The sequence below is a fragment of the Stenotrophomonas sp. YJH_SMC_27 genome, from assembly GCF_059369815.1.
The window spans coordinates 22,954-39,315 of sequence record NZ_JCAFTA010000015.1 but is presented as its reverse complement, the minus strand read 5'-3'; the positions used below and the strand labels follow the sequence as shown (position 1 = coordinate 39,315).

Annotated in this window: 16 protein-coding genes; 10 read left to right on the top strand and 6 right to left on the bottom strand. The window is 66.5% G+C overall.

Going from position 1 to position 16,362, the window contains the following annotated elements; all coding sequences use genetic code 11:
• Window positions 1-96: 96 nt before the first annotated feature.
• Complete coding sequence (locus AC5P7R_RS18665) at window positions 97-546, top strand: DUF6491 family protein (RefSeq protein ID WP_021202024.1); 450 nt, start codon at window positions 97-99, stop codon at window positions 544-546.
• Window positions 547-613: 67 nt separating this feature from the next.
• Here the strand turns inward: AC5P7R_RS18665 and AC5P7R_RS18660 are convergent, their stop codons facing one another.
• From AC5P7R_RS18660 to ftsY, 3 genes are all read right to left on the bottom strand, one after another.
• The gene (locus AC5P7R_RS18660) at window positions 614-883 is read right to left on the bottom strand and encodes an oxidative damage protection protein (RefSeq protein ID WP_019661206.1); all 270 of its coding nucleotides are present in this window, start codon (window positions 881-883) and stop codon (window positions 614-616) included.
• A 5-nt stretch (window positions 884-888) separates the two neighbouring features.
• Window positions 889-2,013: an A/G-specific adenine glycosylase gene (gene mutY / locus AC5P7R_RS18655; protein ID WP_478436404.1), complete on the bottom strand. Its 1,125-nt coding sequence runs from the start codon at window positions 2,011-2,013 to the stop codon at window positions 889-891.
• A gap of 94 nt (window positions 2,014-2,107) precedes the next feature.
• Entirely contained in the window at window positions 2,108-3,388 is a 1,281-nt protein-coding gene (ftsY, locus tag AC5P7R_RS18650) for a signal recognition particle-docking protein FtsY (RefSeq protein WP_111103658.1), read from the bottom strand.
• A 129-nt stretch (window positions 3,389-3,517) separates the two neighbouring features.
• Here ftsY and AC5P7R_RS18645 point away from each other — a divergent pair, with 129 nt between their 5' ends.
• On the top strand, window positions 3,518-3,817 hold the full coding sequence (locus tag AC5P7R_RS18645) for a hypothetical protein (RefSeq protein ID WP_021203986.1): 300 nt from the start codon (window positions 3,518-3,520) through the stop codon (window positions 3,815-3,817).
• A 177-nt stretch (window positions 3,818-3,994) separates the two neighbouring features.
• Here the strand turns inward: AC5P7R_RS18645 and htpG are convergent, their stop codons facing one another.
• A complete protein-coding gene (gene htpG / locus AC5P7R_RS18640; RefSeq protein WP_058980285.1) occupies window positions 3,995-5,887 on the bottom strand; it encodes a molecular chaperone HtpG in 1,893 nt (630 codons plus the stop codon).
• A 648-nt stretch (window positions 5,888-6,535) separates the two neighbouring features.
• On the opposite strand from htpG, the gene rsmD reads away from it, so the two are divergent.
• The 6 genes from rsmD (at window position 6,536) to AC5P7R_RS18610 (ending at window position 11,350) form a co-directional block, all read left to right on the top strand.
• Entirely contained in the window at window positions 6,536-7,114 is a 579-nt protein-coding gene (rsmD, locus tag AC5P7R_RS18635; protein WP_021203984.1) for a 16S rRNA (guanine(966)-N(2))-methyltransferase RsmD, read from the top strand.
• A gap of 26 nt (window positions 7,115-7,140) precedes the next feature.
• The gene (gene coaD / locus AC5P7R_RS18630; RefSeq protein WP_005416145.1) at window positions 7,141-7,650 is read left to right on the top strand and encodes a pantetheine-phosphate adenylyltransferase; all 510 of its coding nucleotides are present in this window, start codon (window positions 7,141-7,143) and stop codon (window positions 7,648-7,650) included.
• Between the two features lie 60 nt (window positions 7,651-7,710).
• Window positions 7,711-8,202: a hypothetical protein gene (locus tag AC5P7R_RS18625; protein WP_010484374.1), complete on the top strand. Its 492-nt coding sequence runs from the start codon at window positions 7,711-7,713 to the stop codon at window positions 8,200-8,202.
• Window positions 8,203-8,334: 132 nt separating this feature from the next.
• Entirely contained in the window at window positions 8,335-8,616 is a 282-nt protein-coding gene (locus tag AC5P7R_RS18620; protein WP_010484376.1) for a YfhL family 4Fe-4S dicluster ferredoxin, read from the top strand.
• A complete protein-coding gene (gene ggt, locus AC5P7R_RS18615) occupies window positions 8,613-10,343 on the top strand; it encodes a gamma-glutamyltransferase (RefSeq protein ID WP_155029341.1) in 1,731 nt (576 codons plus the stop codon). Before AC5P7R_RS18620 ends, ggt begins: the two co-directional genes overlap by 4 nt.
• 119 nt (window positions 10,344-10,462) lie before the next feature.
• The gene (locus AC5P7R_RS18610) at window positions 10,463-11,350 is read left to right on the top strand and encodes an MBL fold metallo-hydrolase (RefSeq protein ID WP_019661213.1); all 888 of its coding nucleotides are present in this window, start codon (window positions 10,463-10,465) and stop codon (window positions 11,348-11,350) included.
• Between the two features lie 40 nt (window positions 11,351-11,390).
• On the opposite strand, the gene AC5P7R_RS18605 is transcribed toward AC5P7R_RS18610, so the two are convergent.
• Both AC5P7R_RS18605 and upp read right to left on the bottom strand, forming a co-directional pair.
• Window positions 11,391-11,684 (bottom strand): PsiF family protein, encoded by a 294-nt coding sequence (locus tag AC5P7R_RS18605; RefSeq protein ID WP_019661214.1) that lies wholly within the window; start codon window positions 11,682-11,684, stop codon window positions 11,391-11,393.
• A 186-nt stretch (window positions 11,685-11,870) separates the two neighbouring features.
• Entirely contained in the window at window positions 11,871-12,503 is a 633-nt protein-coding gene (gene upp / locus AC5P7R_RS18600) for a uracil phosphoribosyltransferase (protein WP_005409099.1), read from the bottom strand.
• A gap of 218 nt (window positions 12,504-12,721) precedes the next feature.
• On the opposite strand from upp, the gene AC5P7R_RS18595 reads away from it, so the two are divergent.
• Together AC5P7R_RS18595 and AC5P7R_RS18590 are read left to right on the top strand one after the other, a co-directional pair.
• A complete protein-coding gene (locus tag AC5P7R_RS18595) occupies window positions 12,722-15,235 on the top strand; it encodes a TonB-dependent receptor (protein ID WP_495214138.1) in 2,514 nt (837 codons plus the stop codon).
• Complete coding sequence (locus AC5P7R_RS18590; RefSeq protein ID WP_495214134.1) at window positions 15,232-16,350, top strand: phytase; 1,119 nt, start codon at window positions 15,232-15,234, stop codon at window positions 16,348-16,350. The genes AC5P7R_RS18595 and AC5P7R_RS18590 overlap by 4 nt, the downstream gene beginning before the upstream one ends.
• Window positions 16,351-16,362: the final 12 nt, after the last annotated feature.

Here is a 16,362-nt window from a genome sequence, read left to right as displayed (position 1 = left end):
AGCAGCCGCCGACCGGCGGCTGAATGGGCTGCCGGTCGGCGCGCCAGCGTTGCGAGCCCGGGCGCATGATGGCGACAGTTCCCCGAGGAGATCGCCATGAAGACCCCGATCCTGCTGGCCGGCCTCTGCCTCGCCCTGGTCGCCTGCGCGACCACCGGCCGGCTCAGCAGCGCCGAGAAGCTTGACCTTTACCGCGCCCACGCCGGTGCGCCGCAGAGCGACATGCAGTTCTTCGGCACCCTCAATGGCTGGACCGAACTGGGCGACAGCGCACTGGCGGTCTGGACGCGCCCGAGCGAGGCCTACCTGCTGGAGCTGAGAGGCCCCTGCCAGGACCTGCCGTATGCCACCGCCATCGGCCTGACCAGCCAGATGAATCGTGTTTCGGCGCGCTTCGACAAGGTGCTGGTGCGCGACCCTACCGGTGGCCCGCGCATGCCGTGCTTCATCGACAGCATCCGCAAGCTGGATGTGAAGGCGCTGCGCGCGTCCGAGCAGGAGCTGCGACAGGCGCAGGTGCAGGAGCGCGAGGAATCCGGGAAATGAACGGGTAGCGCCGGGCCATGCCCGGCGGATGCCTGGACGCCGGGCATGGCCCGGCGCTACCGGCAGGTCAGGCTTCCGGAACGAAGCCAGCCGGCTTCTCTGCGTCCTTCTCGAACAGGAACTTGACCAGTTCGCCTTCAAGAAACGCACGATGCTCCGGGGTGCGCGGCGACAGCCGGTTCTCGTTGATCAGCATGGTCTGGTGCGCCAGCCATGCGGCCCAGGCCTGCTTGCCGATGTTGTTGAAGATGCGCTGGCCCAGCTCGCCGGGGTAGGGCACGAAGTCCAGGCCCTCGGCATCGCGTTGTTCGTACTGGCAGAAGACGGTTCGGGGCATGGCACTCACTCGTGGTTGCGGGATTTCTTGGAAGTTCGTTTTGGCGTCCTGATCGTGGCGCCGTCGAGCAGTTTGCGGATCGGCGCTGGCAGGCCCAATGCGGGTAGCTCGTCGTTGGCGACCCAGCGCAGCGTGGGTTCTTCCACGCGCAGGCCGCGCACCTTCCGTGACAATATCTGCAGGTGCAGCCTGTAGTGGCTGAAGGTGTGCTGCAGCACCGGCAGTTCCTCTGCATCTTCCAGCGAGCCGTCGACATGTGCGTCGAACCAGTCCTGCAGGTCGCTGCCGGCCTCCGCCTGCGGCAGCGTCCACAGCTGCGCCCAGATGCCAGTGTCCGGCCGCTTCTGCAGCAGCACGCGCTGCTGGGCGTCACGCAGCAGCAGAGCCACGGCTTCGCGCTCGGGCAGGGTCTTGCTGGGCTTGGGCGTGGGCAGTTCAGCGGTGCGGCCTTCGCGGCGTGCCACGCACGCGTCCTGCAGCGGGCAGATGACGCAGGCGGGCTTGGCCCGGCTGCATACGGACGCGCCCAGGTCCATTTGTGCCTGGGTGTAATCGGCCATGCGACCGGCCGGCACCTTCGCCACGTGTGCCTCGGCGATCGCCCATAGCTGCTTTTCGATGTCTGGCAGGCCGGGGAAGCCGTCGATGCCGTGATAGCGGCTGAGCACGCGCTTGACGTTGCCGTCAAGGATCGCGAACGGGTCGTTCCAGGCCTGGCTGAGGATCGCGCCAGCGGTGCTGCGGCCAATGCCGGGCAGGGCATGCAATGCATCGAAATCGCGCGGCAGGTCGCCGCCGTGCAGTTCCACGCAGCGCTTTGCAGCGGCATGCAGGTTACGCGCACGGGCGTAGTAGCCAAGCCCTGCCCACTGCGCCATCACCGCGTCATTGCTGGCGGTGGCGAGGTCGGGCAGGGTCGGGAAGTGCTGCAGGAACCGCAGGAAGTACGGGATGACCGTGGTCACCTGGGTCTGCTGCAGCATGATCTCCGACAACCAGACCCTGTAAGGGCTGCGCGGGTGCTGCCAGGGCAGGTCGTGGCGGCCGTGGTCGTCGAACCAGTGCAGCAGGCGAGCGATGAAGTCGTCTTGCTGGGGGCTGTCGGCGCTGGCGTGCGGCTGGCGGGGCATGGGTGTTCCGGGGAAGGCAGCCACCCGTAGGGTGGCTCTACTGGATTGCGGTTGCGGTGCAGTAGAGCCACGCCATGCGTGGCTGCACGGTGTATCAGGCGCCCAGCGCTTCGGGCAGCAGGGCGTCGACGAAGGCTTCCGGGTCGAACACGCGCAGGTCTTCCGGGCGCTCGCCGATGCCGGCAAAGCGGATCGGGATGCCGAACTCGCGGGCCAGTGCGAACACCACGCCGCCCTTGGCAGTGCCGTCCAGCTTGGTCACCACCAGGCCGGTCACGTTCACCGCAGCATTGAACTGGCGCAGCTGCGACAGCGCGTTCTGGCCGGTGGTGCCATCGATCACCATCAGCACTTCGTGCGGGGCGGTGGGGTCGATCTTGCCGAGCACGCGGCGGATCTTGCCCAGCTCGTTCATCAGGCCGGACTGGGTATGCAGGCGGCCAGCGGTATCGGCGATCAGCACCGAGGTGCCGCGGGCCTTGCCGGCCTGCAGCGCGTCGAACGCCACCGAAGCGGCATCGGCGTTCTGCCCCTGCGCGACCACGGCCACGCCATTGCGCTCGCCCCAGGCCTGCAACTGGGCCACGGCGGCGGCGCGGAAGGTGTCACCGGCGGCCAGCATCAGGCTGTGGCCCTCGTCCTTGAAGCGCTTGGCCAGCTTGCCGATGGTGGTGGTCTTGCCGACACCATTGACGCCGACGGTGAGCACCACGAAGGGCTTGGCGTTGCGGTCGATCACCAGCGGCTTGGCGACCGGTTGCAGGATCGCGATCAGCTCGGCGCGCAGCGCGGCCAGCAGCGCATTGGCATCAGCGAACTCGCGCGACTTCATGCGCTTGCGCAGGCCCTCGACCAGATCGGTAGTGGCACCCACGCCGACGTCGGCAGTGATCAGTGCGGTTTCCAGTTCGTCCAGCAGGTCGTCGTCGAGCTTGGGATTGCGCGAGAACAGGCCACCGAAGCTGCGCGCGATGACGCTGTTGCGCAGGCGCTCGCGCCAGCCGGGCTTGCCGGCCGGGGCTGGCGGGGCATCCACCAGAGCTGGCAGGTCGGCGGCCGGGGCGGTTGGTTCCTCGACCGGAATGACCGGAGCCAGAGGGGCCAGCACGGCGGCCGCAGCCAGCACTTCGGCCTGGACGTCCTCCGGCGCGGTGACCGGCTGCGCAGCCGGTACGGCAGGCCATTCGGCGACGGGCGCCGGTTCCGGTACAGGTGCCGGTGCTGCGGCTTCGACTACCGGGATCGTGGCGGCGTCTTCGGCCGGGGCGGCTGACGGGAACGCCGCCGCCAGCTCTTCAGCCGAGTAGTGCTGGGTCTTGGGTGCCTCCGTGGCGGGGGCATCCTGGGGCTTCTTGCGGCGGAAAAAACTGAGCATTGGCAAAAGGCGCTGAAATCAGGGGGATATGCTACCACTCGGGCCTGTCGGGCTGATGTGGACTCAAGGTCGCGGCCCGCCGGCCGTTAACCGGTCCGAAGGGCTGCGCAGCGCGGCCCGGAGACCGCCATGAACGACGTGATGGGAATCGCTCTCGGCGGGATGCGCGCGGCCCACCAGGGCGTGCAGGTGGCCGCGCACAACGTGGCCAACCTGGCGACTCCTGATGCCCGACGCCTGCAACTGCTGCGCAGTGAGGCGGAGCAGGGCGGGGTGCAGGCCGCGATGACCCCTGCCGACGCCGATGCTGGCGCGCCATTGGGGGACCTGCTGGCGGCGAAAGCCGAGGTGGTGGCCTTCGCCGCCAATGCCACGGTGATACGGCGCCAGGACCAGATGCTGGGTTCGCTGCTGGATCGGGAGGTCTGAGCCGCCCGGCTTTGGTGGGTGTCAACCTGGGTTGACACGCTCGCCCCCCTGAGTAGGTGCCAACCTTGGTTGGCACGCTTTTGGGGCGCCAACCAAGGTTGGCCTCTGCTGCAGTGCCAACCAAGGTTGGCACCAACCAGAGCATCGCCGGGCCATGCCCGGCGACCACCGCCTCGATCAGGCCGACAACTCCAGCAGCAGCTTGTTCAGGCGCGCCACATAGGCGCCGGGGTCCTTCAGGCTGTCACCGGCGGCCAGTGCGGCCTGGTCGAACAGTACCCGGCCGAGATCATCGAAGCGTGCGCCGTCGGCTTCTGCATCCAGCTTGGCGATCAGCGGATGGCCCGGATTGATCTCCAGCACCGGCTTGCTGTCCGGCACCTTCTGCCCGCTGGCTTCGAGGATCTGGCGCATCTGCAGGCCCAGGTCCTGCTCGCCGATGGCCAGCACCGCCGGCGAATCGGTCAGGCGGTGCGAGACGCGCACGTCGGCCACGTCATCGCCCAGTACCGTCTTCAGGCGCTCGACCAGGCCCTGCTTGTCCTTGGCCGCCGCTTCCTGTTCCTGCTTGTCCGCTTCGGTTTCCAGCGCGCCCAGGTCGAGGTCGCCGCGGGCGATGTCGACGAAGCCCTTGCCGTCGAAATCGGTCAGGTAGCCCATCAGCCACTCGTCGATGCGGTCGGTCAGCAGCAGCACTTCCACGCCCTTCTTGCGAAACACTTCCAGGTGCGGACTGTTGCGCACCTGGCTGTAGCTCTCGCCGGTGAGGTAGTAGATCTTGTCCTGGCCTTCGCTCATGCGGCCGAGGTAATCGGCCAGCGACACAGTCTGTGCATCGCCGTCGCCACGAGTGGAGGCGAAGCGCAGCAGCCCGGCCACCTTCTCACGATTGTTGTAGTCCTCGGCCGGGCCTTCCTTCAGCACCTGGCCGAATTCCTTCCAGAACGTGGCGTACTGCTCCGGCTTGTCGGTGGCCAGCTTTTCCAGCATGTCCAGCGAACGCTTGGTCAGCGCGGCCTTCATCGAATCGATGACCGGGCCGGACTGCAGGATCTCGCGCGAGACGTTCAGCGAAAGGTCGTTGGAATCGACCACGCCCTTGATGAAGCGCAGGTACAGCGGCAGGAACTGCTCGGCCTGGTCCATCACGAACACGCGCTGCACATACAGCTTCAGGCCCTTGGGCGCATCACGGTGATACAGGTCGAACGGCGCGCGGCCAGGCACGTACAGCAGCGAGGTGTACTCCAGCTTGCCTTCGACCTTGTTGTGGCTCCACGCCAGCGGATCGCTGTGATCGTGTGCAACGTGCTTGTAGAACTCGGTGTACTCGGCGTCGCTGATCTCGGTGCGCGGACGGGTCCACAGCGCGCTGGCACGGTTGACGGTTTCCCATTCGGCCGCGGCGCCTTCTTCGCCACCTTCCTTCGGCATCTGGATCGGCAGGCCGATATGGTCCGAGTACTTCTTGAGGATGCTGCGCAGGCGCCAGCCATCGGCGAAGCCGTGCTCGCCGTCCTTGAGGTGCAGCACGATGCGGGTACCGCGCTCGGCCTTGTCGACGGTGGCCACTTGGAAATCGCCTTCGCCGCGCGAGGTCCAGCGCACGCCTTCGCCTGCGGCCAGGCCGGCGCGGCGCGAGGTCACTTCCACTTCGTCGGCAACGATGAAGGCGCTGTAGAAGCCGACGCCGAACTGGCCGATCAGCTGCGAATCCTTCTTCTGGTCGCCGGACAGCTGGCGCAGGAAGTCGCCGGTGCCGGACTTGGCAATCGTGCCCAGGTGGGCGATGGCTTCGGCGCGGCTCATGCCAATGCCGTTGTCGTCGATGGTGATGGTGTGGGCGGAGGGATCGAAGCTGACGCGCACGCGCAGTTCGCTGTCGCCTTCCAGCAGCGCCGGCTGGGTCAGGGCCTCGAAGCGCAGCTTGTCGGCGGCGTCGGCGGCGTTGGAGACCAGCTCGCGGAGGAAGATTTCCTTGTTGGAGTACAGCGAGTGGATCATCAGCTGCAGCAGCTGCTTGACTTCGGTCTGGAAGCCAAGGGTTTCGGTCTGGATGGTGTCGGTCATCGATAGGGCTCCATGTGCAATGCCGCGCCAGCGCGTGCGGCCTCGCCAAGGGGTATGGCTGATTGTCCCGAAATCAAGGGGTTGGTCGGCCGGGCTGCGCCCGGCACCCGCCCAGTGCAACTGCAACTGCCAAAGCCAGAGCCAGAGCGGCATTCCGTGGGATGGCGGGGCACTGTGGGTTCGCGGGGACGGCGCAAGTACGTCCATGTAGCCTTGGTCGCCGCATCCATGCGGCTCACACCCCGCGAACCCACAGTGCCCCGCCTCTGACAGGTTCACGCGGCTGTTGGTAGGTGTCGACCTTGGTCGACACATCTGTCAGATATCGAAATAAAACTTGGGTCAGATCCGTTTTCCGCAGGAAAACGGATCTGACCCCAAGAGTCGTTCCGACAGCTCGCAGGAAACTGTCGAAGGCGGGGTGGGTCAGGTTGTGGGGGTGTCCGCGGCATGGATGCCGCAGCCAAGCCCCCATGGACGGGTTTACGGCGTCCCCCACAGCCTGACCTACCCCGCCTACCCCCAGGGAACCAGCTTTTGCCGTTGCTCTGGCTGTCGCTTCGGCCTCTGCGGGTGCCGGCCGCGGGCCGGCCGAACTACAATCCCACTCATGCTGAAATTCTTGAATACCTCCCGCCGGGGGCGCCGGTGAGCGGCCGTGGGGGCAATGACGGTCAGGTCCGCATCATCGGCGGGCGCTGGCGCAATACCCGCCTGCCGGTGCCGACCCTGCCAGGGCTTCGGCCCAGCAGCGACCGCGTGCGCGAGACCCTTTTCAACTGGTTGATGCCCAGACTGGGCGGCGCGCGGGTGCTGGACCTGTTCGCCGGCAGTGGCGCGTTGGGCCTGGAGGCGGTCTCGCGCGGCGCTGCTCACGCCACCCTGGTCGAGCGTGATGCTCAGCTGGGGCGCAACCTGGCCGCCGCCGTGACCAGGCTGCAGGCCAGCGACCAGATCACCGTAGTGCAGGCCGATGCCCTGCGCTGGCTGCAAGGGGCGCAGGCGCAGCAGGCCGATCTGGTCTTCATCGACCCGCCGTTCGCCGATGGCCTGTGGCAGGACGTGCTGGCCCAGCTGCCGCGGCACCTGGCCGCCGATGCCTGGCTGTACCTGGAATCGCCGGCCGGCCACGTGCCGGTGCTGCCGCCGGACTGGCTGCTGCACCGCGAGGGCGGCACCCGCGAGGTGCGCTTTGCCCTGTACCGCCGCGCCACTGCTACACTTTGACCTCATCTGAACATCTGCACCCGCCCATGACCGTGGCCAACCGCCGCATTGCCGTGTATCCCGGCACATTCGATCCGATCACCAACGGTCATATCGACCTGGTCAGCCGGGCCGCGCCGCTGTTCGAAAAAGTCGTGGTCGGCGTGGCGCAGAGCCCGTCCAAGGGCCCGGCGCTGCCGCTGGAGCAGCGCGTGCAGCTGGCACGCGGCGCCCTGGCCCATCACGGCAATGTCGAGGTCATCGGCTTCGATACCCTGCTGGCGCATTTCGTACGTTCGGTGCAGGGCGGGGTGCTGCTGCGCGGCCTGCGCGCGGTGTCCGACTTCGAATACGAATTCCAGATGGCCAGCATGAACCGCCACCTGATCCCCGAGGTCGAGACCCTGTTCCTGACCCCGGCCGAGCAGCACAGCTTCATTTCGTCCTCGCTGGTCCGCGAGATCGCCCGCCTGGGTGGCGACGTGTCCGGCTTCGTGCCGGCCGCGGTGCTCGAAGCCCTGCGCAAGGTCCGCGAAGCGAAGGCGGCACAGTCGTAAGCCCCGCTGTACCCGCACCCCATTACGTACACCACCACGCACCATTCCGGGAGGAAACCCATGAACACCACCATGCGCGCGATGCTGATCGCTTCGTTGGCCCTGGCCTTCACCGCCTGCAAGAAGGAAGAGGCCGCTCCTGTCGACGAGGCCAAGCAGGCCCTGGTCGCGCCGTCCAAGGATGACGATGCCGGCTGGAAGAAGTACCTGCAGGAAGTGGCCATCCAGAACATGGGCAACATCAGCAACAGCCCGTTCCTGTACTACCTCTCGCCGGAATCGGACCCGGACTTCCAGGCCAAGTACGAGCGCCAGACCGAGAGCGCGACCCAGGCGGTGGCCCGTGGCGTGCAGCCGGGCAACATGCTGGCCTTCGGTTCGTCGGCCTCGGGCAAGATGGCTGACATGATCCAGGCTGTGTTCAAGGACGTGGCGCCGGATTCGATGAAGGGCGTGCGCGTCGTCTTCATCGGCCAGTCGGCCGACAACGCCCGCGTGCAGGCGGCGGTCCAGCCGACCGGCGCCGAGTACATTTTCGTCGAAGCCAAGTAATACCGAGCCATGGCGGCCGTGCTCCGGCATGGCCCGGGCGGCACCCCGCAAGGGTGCCGCTGATGACCTGACCGGCCCGCGCGCCCGCGCTGGCCGGTCCTTTGTCCCAAGGCGCGGGCGAGGAGTATCGCCATGTCGCTGAAAATCAACGAGCTCTGCGTCAACTGCGACGTCTGCGAGCCGGCCTGCCCGAACCAGGCCATTTCGATGGGTGAAACCATCTACGTGATCGACCCTGCGCGCTGTACCGAATGCGTCGGTCATTTTGACGAGCCACAGTGCGTGGTCGTCTGCCCGGTCGAGTGCATCGACCCGGACCCGGAGATCGTGGAAACGGAAGACCAGCTGCTGGCCAAGCTGCGCCAGCTGCAGCACGATCACCCCGAACTCTACGCGGAGCCCCCATCCGAATGAAGACGCTGATCGTTCGCCCCCTGTTGCTGCTCGGCCTGCTGCTGAGCCCGATTGCCTGGGCCGGCAGCCCGGTCCGTGCCGAGCGCCCTGATGGCGCCGCCATTGCCAGCGGCCATGCGCTGGCCACCCAGGCCGGTATCGACATCCTGGCCCAGGGCGGCAACGCCTTCGACGCAGCAGTGGCGGTGTCGTCCACGCTGGCGGTGGTCGAGCCGATCAGTTCCGGTCTGGGCGGTGGCGGCTTCTTCCTGCTGCACGATGCGGCCACCGGAAAGGACGTGATGCTGGACGCGCGCGAGACCGCGCCGGCCGCCGCGACCCCGCAGGCCTTCCTCGACAAGCAGGGCAACCTGGACCGTGACCGCTCGGTCAACGGCGCCTGGTCGGCCGGCATCCCGGGCCTGCCTGCAGCGCTGGTCGAACTGTCGGCCAGGCACGGCAGGCTGCCGTTGTCGGCCTCGCTGCAGCCGGCCATCCGCATCGCACGCGAAGGCTTCCCGGTGTACGAGCGCATGGCCAAGGGCTACGCCTCGCGCCGTGAAGTGATGGAGCGCTATCCCGGCACGCGCGAGGTCTACCTGCGTAACGGTACGCCGATCGCTACCGGAGACCTGTTCAAGCAGCCGGAACTGGCGCAGACGCTGGAGCGGCTGGCTGCGGGTGGCTTCGATGGCTTCTACAAGGGCCAGACCGGAAAGCTGTTGCTGGCCGGCGTGAAGCAGGCCGGCGGCAACTGGACCGCTGAAGAGCTGGCCGGTTATCGCGTGAAGCAGCGCGAACCGATCGTGTTCAACTACAACGGCTGGAAGATCACCACCGCGCCGCCGCCGTCATCCGGAGGCATCGCGCTGGCCAGCATGCTGCAGATCCTGGAAGGCTGGGACATCAGGAAGATGGACCCGGCGCACCGCACCCACCTGGTGGTGGAATCGATGCGCCGTGCCTACCGCGACCGTACCTTCTTCCTCGGCGATCCGGACTTCGTGCAGATCCCGCAGAAGGTGCTGACCAGCAAGGACTACGCGCAGGGCCTGCGCGCGACCATCCATCCGGAGAAGGCCACGCCCAGCGACCTGCTGTCGGGCAACCCGACGCCACTGGAAGATGACGAAACCACGCACTTCTCGATCATCGACCGTGACGGCAACCGCGTCGGCGCCACCCAGACCGTCAACCTGCTGTACGGCTCGGGCCTGATTCCGAAGGGCACCGGCGTGCTGCTGAACAACGAGATGGACGACTTCGCGCTGAAACCAGGCACGCCCAATGCATTCGGCGTGATGGGCTACGAGGCCAATGCGCCGAAGCCGGGCAAGCGCATGCTCAGCTCGATGACGCCGACCTTCATGGAAAACAGCGACAAGGTGATCGTGCTGGGCACCCCGGGTGGCAGCCGCATCATCACCATGGTGCTGCTGGGCATCCTCGGCTACGACGCCGGCCTGGACGCGCAGCAGGTTGCTGCGCTGCCGCGCTATCACCACCAGTGGCTGCCGGACCTGATCGAAGCTGAGGACGATGCATTCGACGCGGCGACGGTGAAGCAGCTGCAGGCGATGGGCCACAAGATCGACCTGCCGGGCAATGTCGCCGCAGGCGGCCGCGGTTCCAGCCACGTGTGGGGCAACCTGCAGACCGTGGAATGGGACCGCAAGGCGAACCGACTGTTCGGCGGCAGCGACCCGCGCAATCCGGTGGGCAGTGCTCAGGTCGTGCCGGCCCATTGACGTGGGAGTGCCGGCCACTGGCCGGCACTTCGGCGGATATCGAAACCCCGTCTTCGCCGGCGGGGTTTTCCGTTTGCTTTCTAGCGATTATTTAACGGTCCGGCGCCGATAATCGACACATGAAACTCTGGTCTATTCGTGGAAACTCGCAACGCCTTGATGGCGGCGCGATGTTCGGCAACGCGCCGCGCGCGTTGTGGGAAAAATGGGCGGCTCCGGACGAGCTCAATCGCATCGAGCTGGCCTGCCGTGCGCTGCTTGCCAGTCCGCTGGAAGGCAAGACCGTGCTGTTTGAAACCGGTATCGGGGCGTTCTTCGATCCGCGCATGCGCGAGCGCTACGGCGTGCAGGAAAGCCAGCACGTGCTGATCGATTCACTGCGCGAAGCAGGTTTCGAGCACGAGGACATCGACGTGGTGGTGCTCAGCCACCTGCATTTCGATCATGCCGGTGGTCTGCTTGCCGCATGGAGCGAAGGGCGCGAGCCCGAGCTGCTGTTCCCCAACGCAACCTATGTGGTCGGTGCGCAGCACTGGCAGCGCGCCGTGCAGCCACACCCGCGCGATCGGGCCAGTTTCATTCCTGAGCTGCCCGGCCTGCTGCAGGCCAGTGGCCGCCTGGAAGTGGTGGAGGGGGAGTACTCGAAGGCACTTGGCCGCAGCGTGCGCTTCAGCTACAGCGACGGGCATACGCCGGGGCTGATGCTGGCCGAGATCGTTGGTCATGCGCATGCCGGTGAAGATGCGCACGGTGGCGTGGTGTTCTGTGCCGACCTGATCCCGGGGCGCTCATGGGTACACGTGCCGATCACCATGGGCTACGACCGCAACGCCGAGCTGCTGATCGACGAGAAGCGGCAGTTCCTTGAAGACAAGCTGGCGCGCAACGTGCGGCTGTTCTTCACCCACGACCCGCAGGTGGCGCTGGCGCAGCTGGGCCGTGATGACAAGGGACGTTTCGTGACCCTGCACGAACAGGGCGAGCTGAAGGCGCGCGCCCTGGGGTAACGGCAGAGCCGAGCGTGGGCTCGGCTCTACATCACTCTCGTTACGACGCCTTCAGGCAGCTGCTCATGAAGGTCTTGCGCGCATCGCCTGCCAGCTTCTTCGCACCCGCGTCGGCATTGCACTTGCGCATGCGTTCCTGCTGTGGATTGACCGCCTTGGTTTCGGCGGCGTGGCCGCTGAGGCAGGAACTCTGCGCGGTCTTGTAGGCATCCCCCTTCAAGCCCTTGTTCTTGGCCGAACATTCGGCCATGCGCTGCTGCTGCGGGGTGGTGGCGTTGGCAGCGAGGGGCAGGCCAACCAGCAGGACGGCGGCCAGCAGGAAAGCGGCTTTCATCGGAATGCTCCAAGCGGTGGCGGGTGCGCGGAGCATTCGCTTCCGACCGGTAAGGCCACGTGAAGAACCACGCGTCGGCCACGCCCGCGTCCACGGGCGTTCACGTGCCGCGGCGAAGCGCGCCCGCGAGTGGTTGGCGGGTCAGAGCCCTCTCCTGCGGAGAGGGATCCGACCCGTTCACCGGGATTACCCGACGCGGGTTCCGAAGATGCGGTCGCCGGCGTCGCCCAGGCCCGGCAGGATGTAGCCCTTGTCGTTGAGCTGGGCATCGATGGCCGCGGTGTAGATCTCCACGTCCGGGTGCACGGCCTTCACTGCTTCGATGCCTTCCGGCGCGGCCACCAGGAAGATGCCCTTGATGCGACGGGCGCCGGCGCGCTTGAGCATGTCGATGGTGGCGATCAGCGTGCCGCCGGTGGCCAGCATCGGGTCGAGGATCAGTGCGTCGCGCTCTTCCAGGCGGCCGGTCAGGCGCTCGAAGTAGGGCACCGGCTGCAGGGTTTCCTCATCGCGCTGCAGGCCCACCACGCTGACACGTGCGGCCGGGATCAGCGACAGCACGCCGCTGAGCATGCCCAGGCCGGCACGCAGGATCGGCACCACGGTGATCTTGGCGCCGGCAATGCGCTGAACCGTCACCGGACCGGCCCAGCCGGGCAGGGTGTGCGGCTCGGTGTCCAGGTCGGCGGTGGCCTCGTAGGCCAGCAGGGTACCCAGCTCGTTGGCCAGTTCGCGGAAATCCTTGGTACTGAGCGCGGCATTGCGCATCAGGCCGATCTTGTGCTGCACCAGCGGGTGGCGCACTTCGACGATCTTCATGGTCGGGAAGGGGGAAAGGAGAGAGAGGAGGCCATTTTGCCGGATTGGCGTGTCGAATCCCAAACCGGCCCCGGAGCGGCGTGACCGGAAATGTGCAGGTGCATGTCATGGCCATGCAACCTTGCGGACATATCGTGCAGACCCATTCTTAACAGGAATGGGGATTCCCAGTGCATATCAAGACTCCGTTGGCCGTTGCCATCACCCTGACCCTGGCAATGGGGGCCGCAGCACCGCTGCAGGCGGCCGGGCAGCAGGCGGTAGCCGCCACCGGCGCCGTGGCCGCCGACGCGGTCGACCTGGACCGCATCGAAGTACGCGCCCAGCTCGAGTCGCAGATCCGCGCAGTCGATCTCAAGCGCAGCAGCGACGCCATCGAGGATGCAGTGTCCTCCGACGCACTGGGCCAGTACCCGGACAAGAACGTGGCCGAGTCGCTGCAGCGCCTGCCGGGCATCAGCGTGACCCGCGACCAGGGCGAGGGCCGCTTCGTGGTCATCCGCGGTCTGGATGCCAATCTCAACAGCGTCAGCGTGGATGGCATCGCCGTCGGCACGCCGGAAGATTCCAGCCGCGCCGCGCCACTGGACGTTATCCCGTCCGACTCCACCGAGCGCCTGCGCGTGGTCAAGTCGCCGACCCCGGACATGCCCGGCGACGCCATCGGTGGCGCAGTGCTGGTGGAATCGGCCTCGGCCTTTGACCGCGACGGTCGCAGCCTGCGTGGCAAGATCGAAGGCAGCCACCAGCAGTTGTCCGGCGAGACCAGCCCCAAGGCCGCCTTCAACTACAGCGAAGTGTTCAACGACACCTTCGGCGTGGCCCTGGGCGTGAACTACCAGAAGCGGAAGTTCGAGTCGGACAACACCGAAGTGGAGTACGACGGCGAGGATGACGCCGCACCTGGCGACGTCACCGCGATCAACCTGCAGCACCGCAAGTACGAGATCGAGCGCAAGCGCATCGGCGCCAACCTCAACCTCGACTGGCGACCGAGCGAAAACAGCAAGTACTACCTGCGCACGCTGTACAGTCAGTTCGATGATGCGGAGACCCGTCAGCGCGTGATCTTCAACTTCGATGACGCGAAGATGGTCAAGACCGGCACCGACCAGTACCGCCTGGACGGCATGCCGAAGGATTCCATCGACAAGCGCATGCGCTATCGCACCAAGAAGGAAAACACCTTCGCGGCCAGCTTGGGCGGCGAGAACAAGTTGACCAATGCCGTGGTCGATTACCGGATCGGCTACACCCGTACCGAAGAGCGGGTAAATGACGAGATGGAGGCGCGCTTCAAGCTCAACGGAAAGGCCTTCAACGGCACGCTGGATCAGCGCAGCCGCCTGCCCAGCTATAGCTTCGACAATCCGCAGTGGCTGGACAATGCCAACTACGCGTTCGATCGTTTCGTGATCTCGCCGAAGCAGGTGAAAGACAAGGAACACAGCGCGCAGGTCAACGTGCGCTTCGACGGCGACAGCAGCAGCATCAAGTTCGGCCTGCTGGGCCGCTGGCGCGACCGCGACGTGAATGTGGACGAGCGCGAACTGCGTGTCGGCCCGGAGGTGGCGCTGTCGAGCTGGACCACCACCTCGCCGGAACACCGCCACGGCGATATCGGTGACGGCATGGATTCGCCCGCGATGCGTGCCTATTGGGCGGCCAACGGCGGCCAGTACAGCGCCCGCCCGCAGGACGCCGGTGGCAATGCGATGACGTCGCTGGAAGAGGATTACGTGGCAAGCGAGGACATCTTCGCCAGCTATGCCATGGGTACCTGGGACGTGGGCGCACTGCGCATCATCGGCGGTATTCGCGTGGAAAACACGCAGTTCAAGGCGATCGGCAACCAGGTGGACGTGGCCGCCAACGGCCGCAGCTTCACCGTCACCCCGCGCGTGGCCAACAGCAGCTACACCAACGTGCTGCCGGGCCTGCACCTGCGCTATGATGCGGCTGATGACTGGGTGCTGCGCGCCTCGGCCAACAAGACCGTATCGCGTCCGTCCTTCGGCGACGTCTCGCCGCGCGTGGGTTACAGCCGTGGTGACGAGGAAGTGCGCCTGGGTAACCCGGACCTGGATCCGTACGAGTCGAAGAACATCGACCTGTCGGTGGAGAAGTACATCGGCAGCAGCGGCATCGTTTCGCTGGGCCTGTTCCATAAATCGATCGACGGTTACATCGTGGAGACCGTGCGCACCAATGATCCGGCCTACGGCGGATACGACGTGACGCAGCCGATCAATGGTCGCAAGGCCACCGTGCGTGGTGCGGAGTTCAACTGGCAGCAGCAGCTGGCCTTCCTGCCGGACGGCCTGGATGGCCTGCTGGTCGGCGCCAGTGGCACCTGGCTGGATACCGAGTTCGATGCCGGCATCAAGGACCGTGCGGGCGAGGACTTCACGCTGCCGCGCGCTTCCAAGCATGTCTACAGCGCACACATCGGCTATGAAAAGTATGGTGTAAGCACGCGCCTGGCGGCCGTGTACCGCAGCGAGTATCTGGACAGCATCGGCAAGGGCCGCGCGTTCGACATCTACGTGGCACCCAACACCCAGCTCGATTTCTCGCTTGACTACAAATTCACCCCGCGCGTGAGCGTGTACTTCGAAGCGCAGAACCTGCTGGACAAGCCATTGGAGCTTTACCAGGGCACCCGTTCGCGCACCCTGCAGATGGAAGAGTACGGCCGCACCTATGCGCTGGGCCTGAAGGTGGCGCTGTGAGGGGGCGTGGCTTCACCGTCCTGGCCGCCGCGCTGGCAGCCGCGCTGGTCGCCGGCTGCACGCCGGCCACCGGCACCGATCCGGTTGCGGGAGTAGCCGCGCCGGCCGCCGGGGGCGAGCGCGTGGTGACCACCATCGCCGAGGCCTTCCTGTCACCGATGACCCCGGCCGACAACATCGACTCGCCTGCAGCCTGGCGCGCGCCGGACGGCGCGCTGTGGCTGATCGCCACCGCCAAGGCCACCGACAAGCTGGTGGTCTACGACGGCAGCACCGGGCAGCACCTGCGTGACGTCGGCAGCAGCGGCACCGCACCGGGGCAGTTCGACCGCCCAAACGGTATCGCGGTGATCGACGACCTGCTGTGGATCGTGGAGCGCGACAATCACCGTGTGCAGGTGCTGAGCCTGCCGGACTTCACGCCGCTGGCGACGTTCGCTGCCGACGACCTGCGCAAGCCGTACGGGCTGTGGGTCGACCGCCGTGCCGATGGCTACAGCGTCTACGTCACCGACTCCTGGGACAACGGCGAGGATGCGCAGGGGCGTGACATCCTGCCGCCGCTGGCCGAGCTGGACAAGCGCGTGCGCCAGTACCACGTGTCCCGCAATGGCGCGAAGGTCGACGCGAAGCTTGTCGCCAGCATCGGTGACACCACCGAGGCCGGTGCGCTGCGCGTGGTCGAGTCGATCTGGGGCGATCCCGAGAACGACCGCCTGCTGATCGCCGAAGAGGACGAGAGCTACGCCAGCGAGTTCAAGGTCTACACCCTGGCGGGCCGCTTCACCGGCACCACCTTCGGCCGCGACGTGTTCAAGGCACAGGCCGAAGGCGTGACCCTGCGCACCTGTGGCAAGGACGGCTGGTGGATCACCACCGAACAGGGCAAGCAGCGCAGCGTGTTCCACCTGTTCGACCGGCACACGCTGAAGCCGGTCGGCGCGTTCCAGGGCAATACCGTGGCCAACACCGATGGCATCTGGATGATGCAGCAAGCCAGCACGCGCTTCCCGCATGGTGCGCTGTACGCCGTGCACGACGACCAAGGCGTGGTGGCCTTCGACTGGGAGAGCATCGCCAAGCAGCTGGCGCTACCGCTGGAGTGTGGTGCATGAGCCGGCACTGCG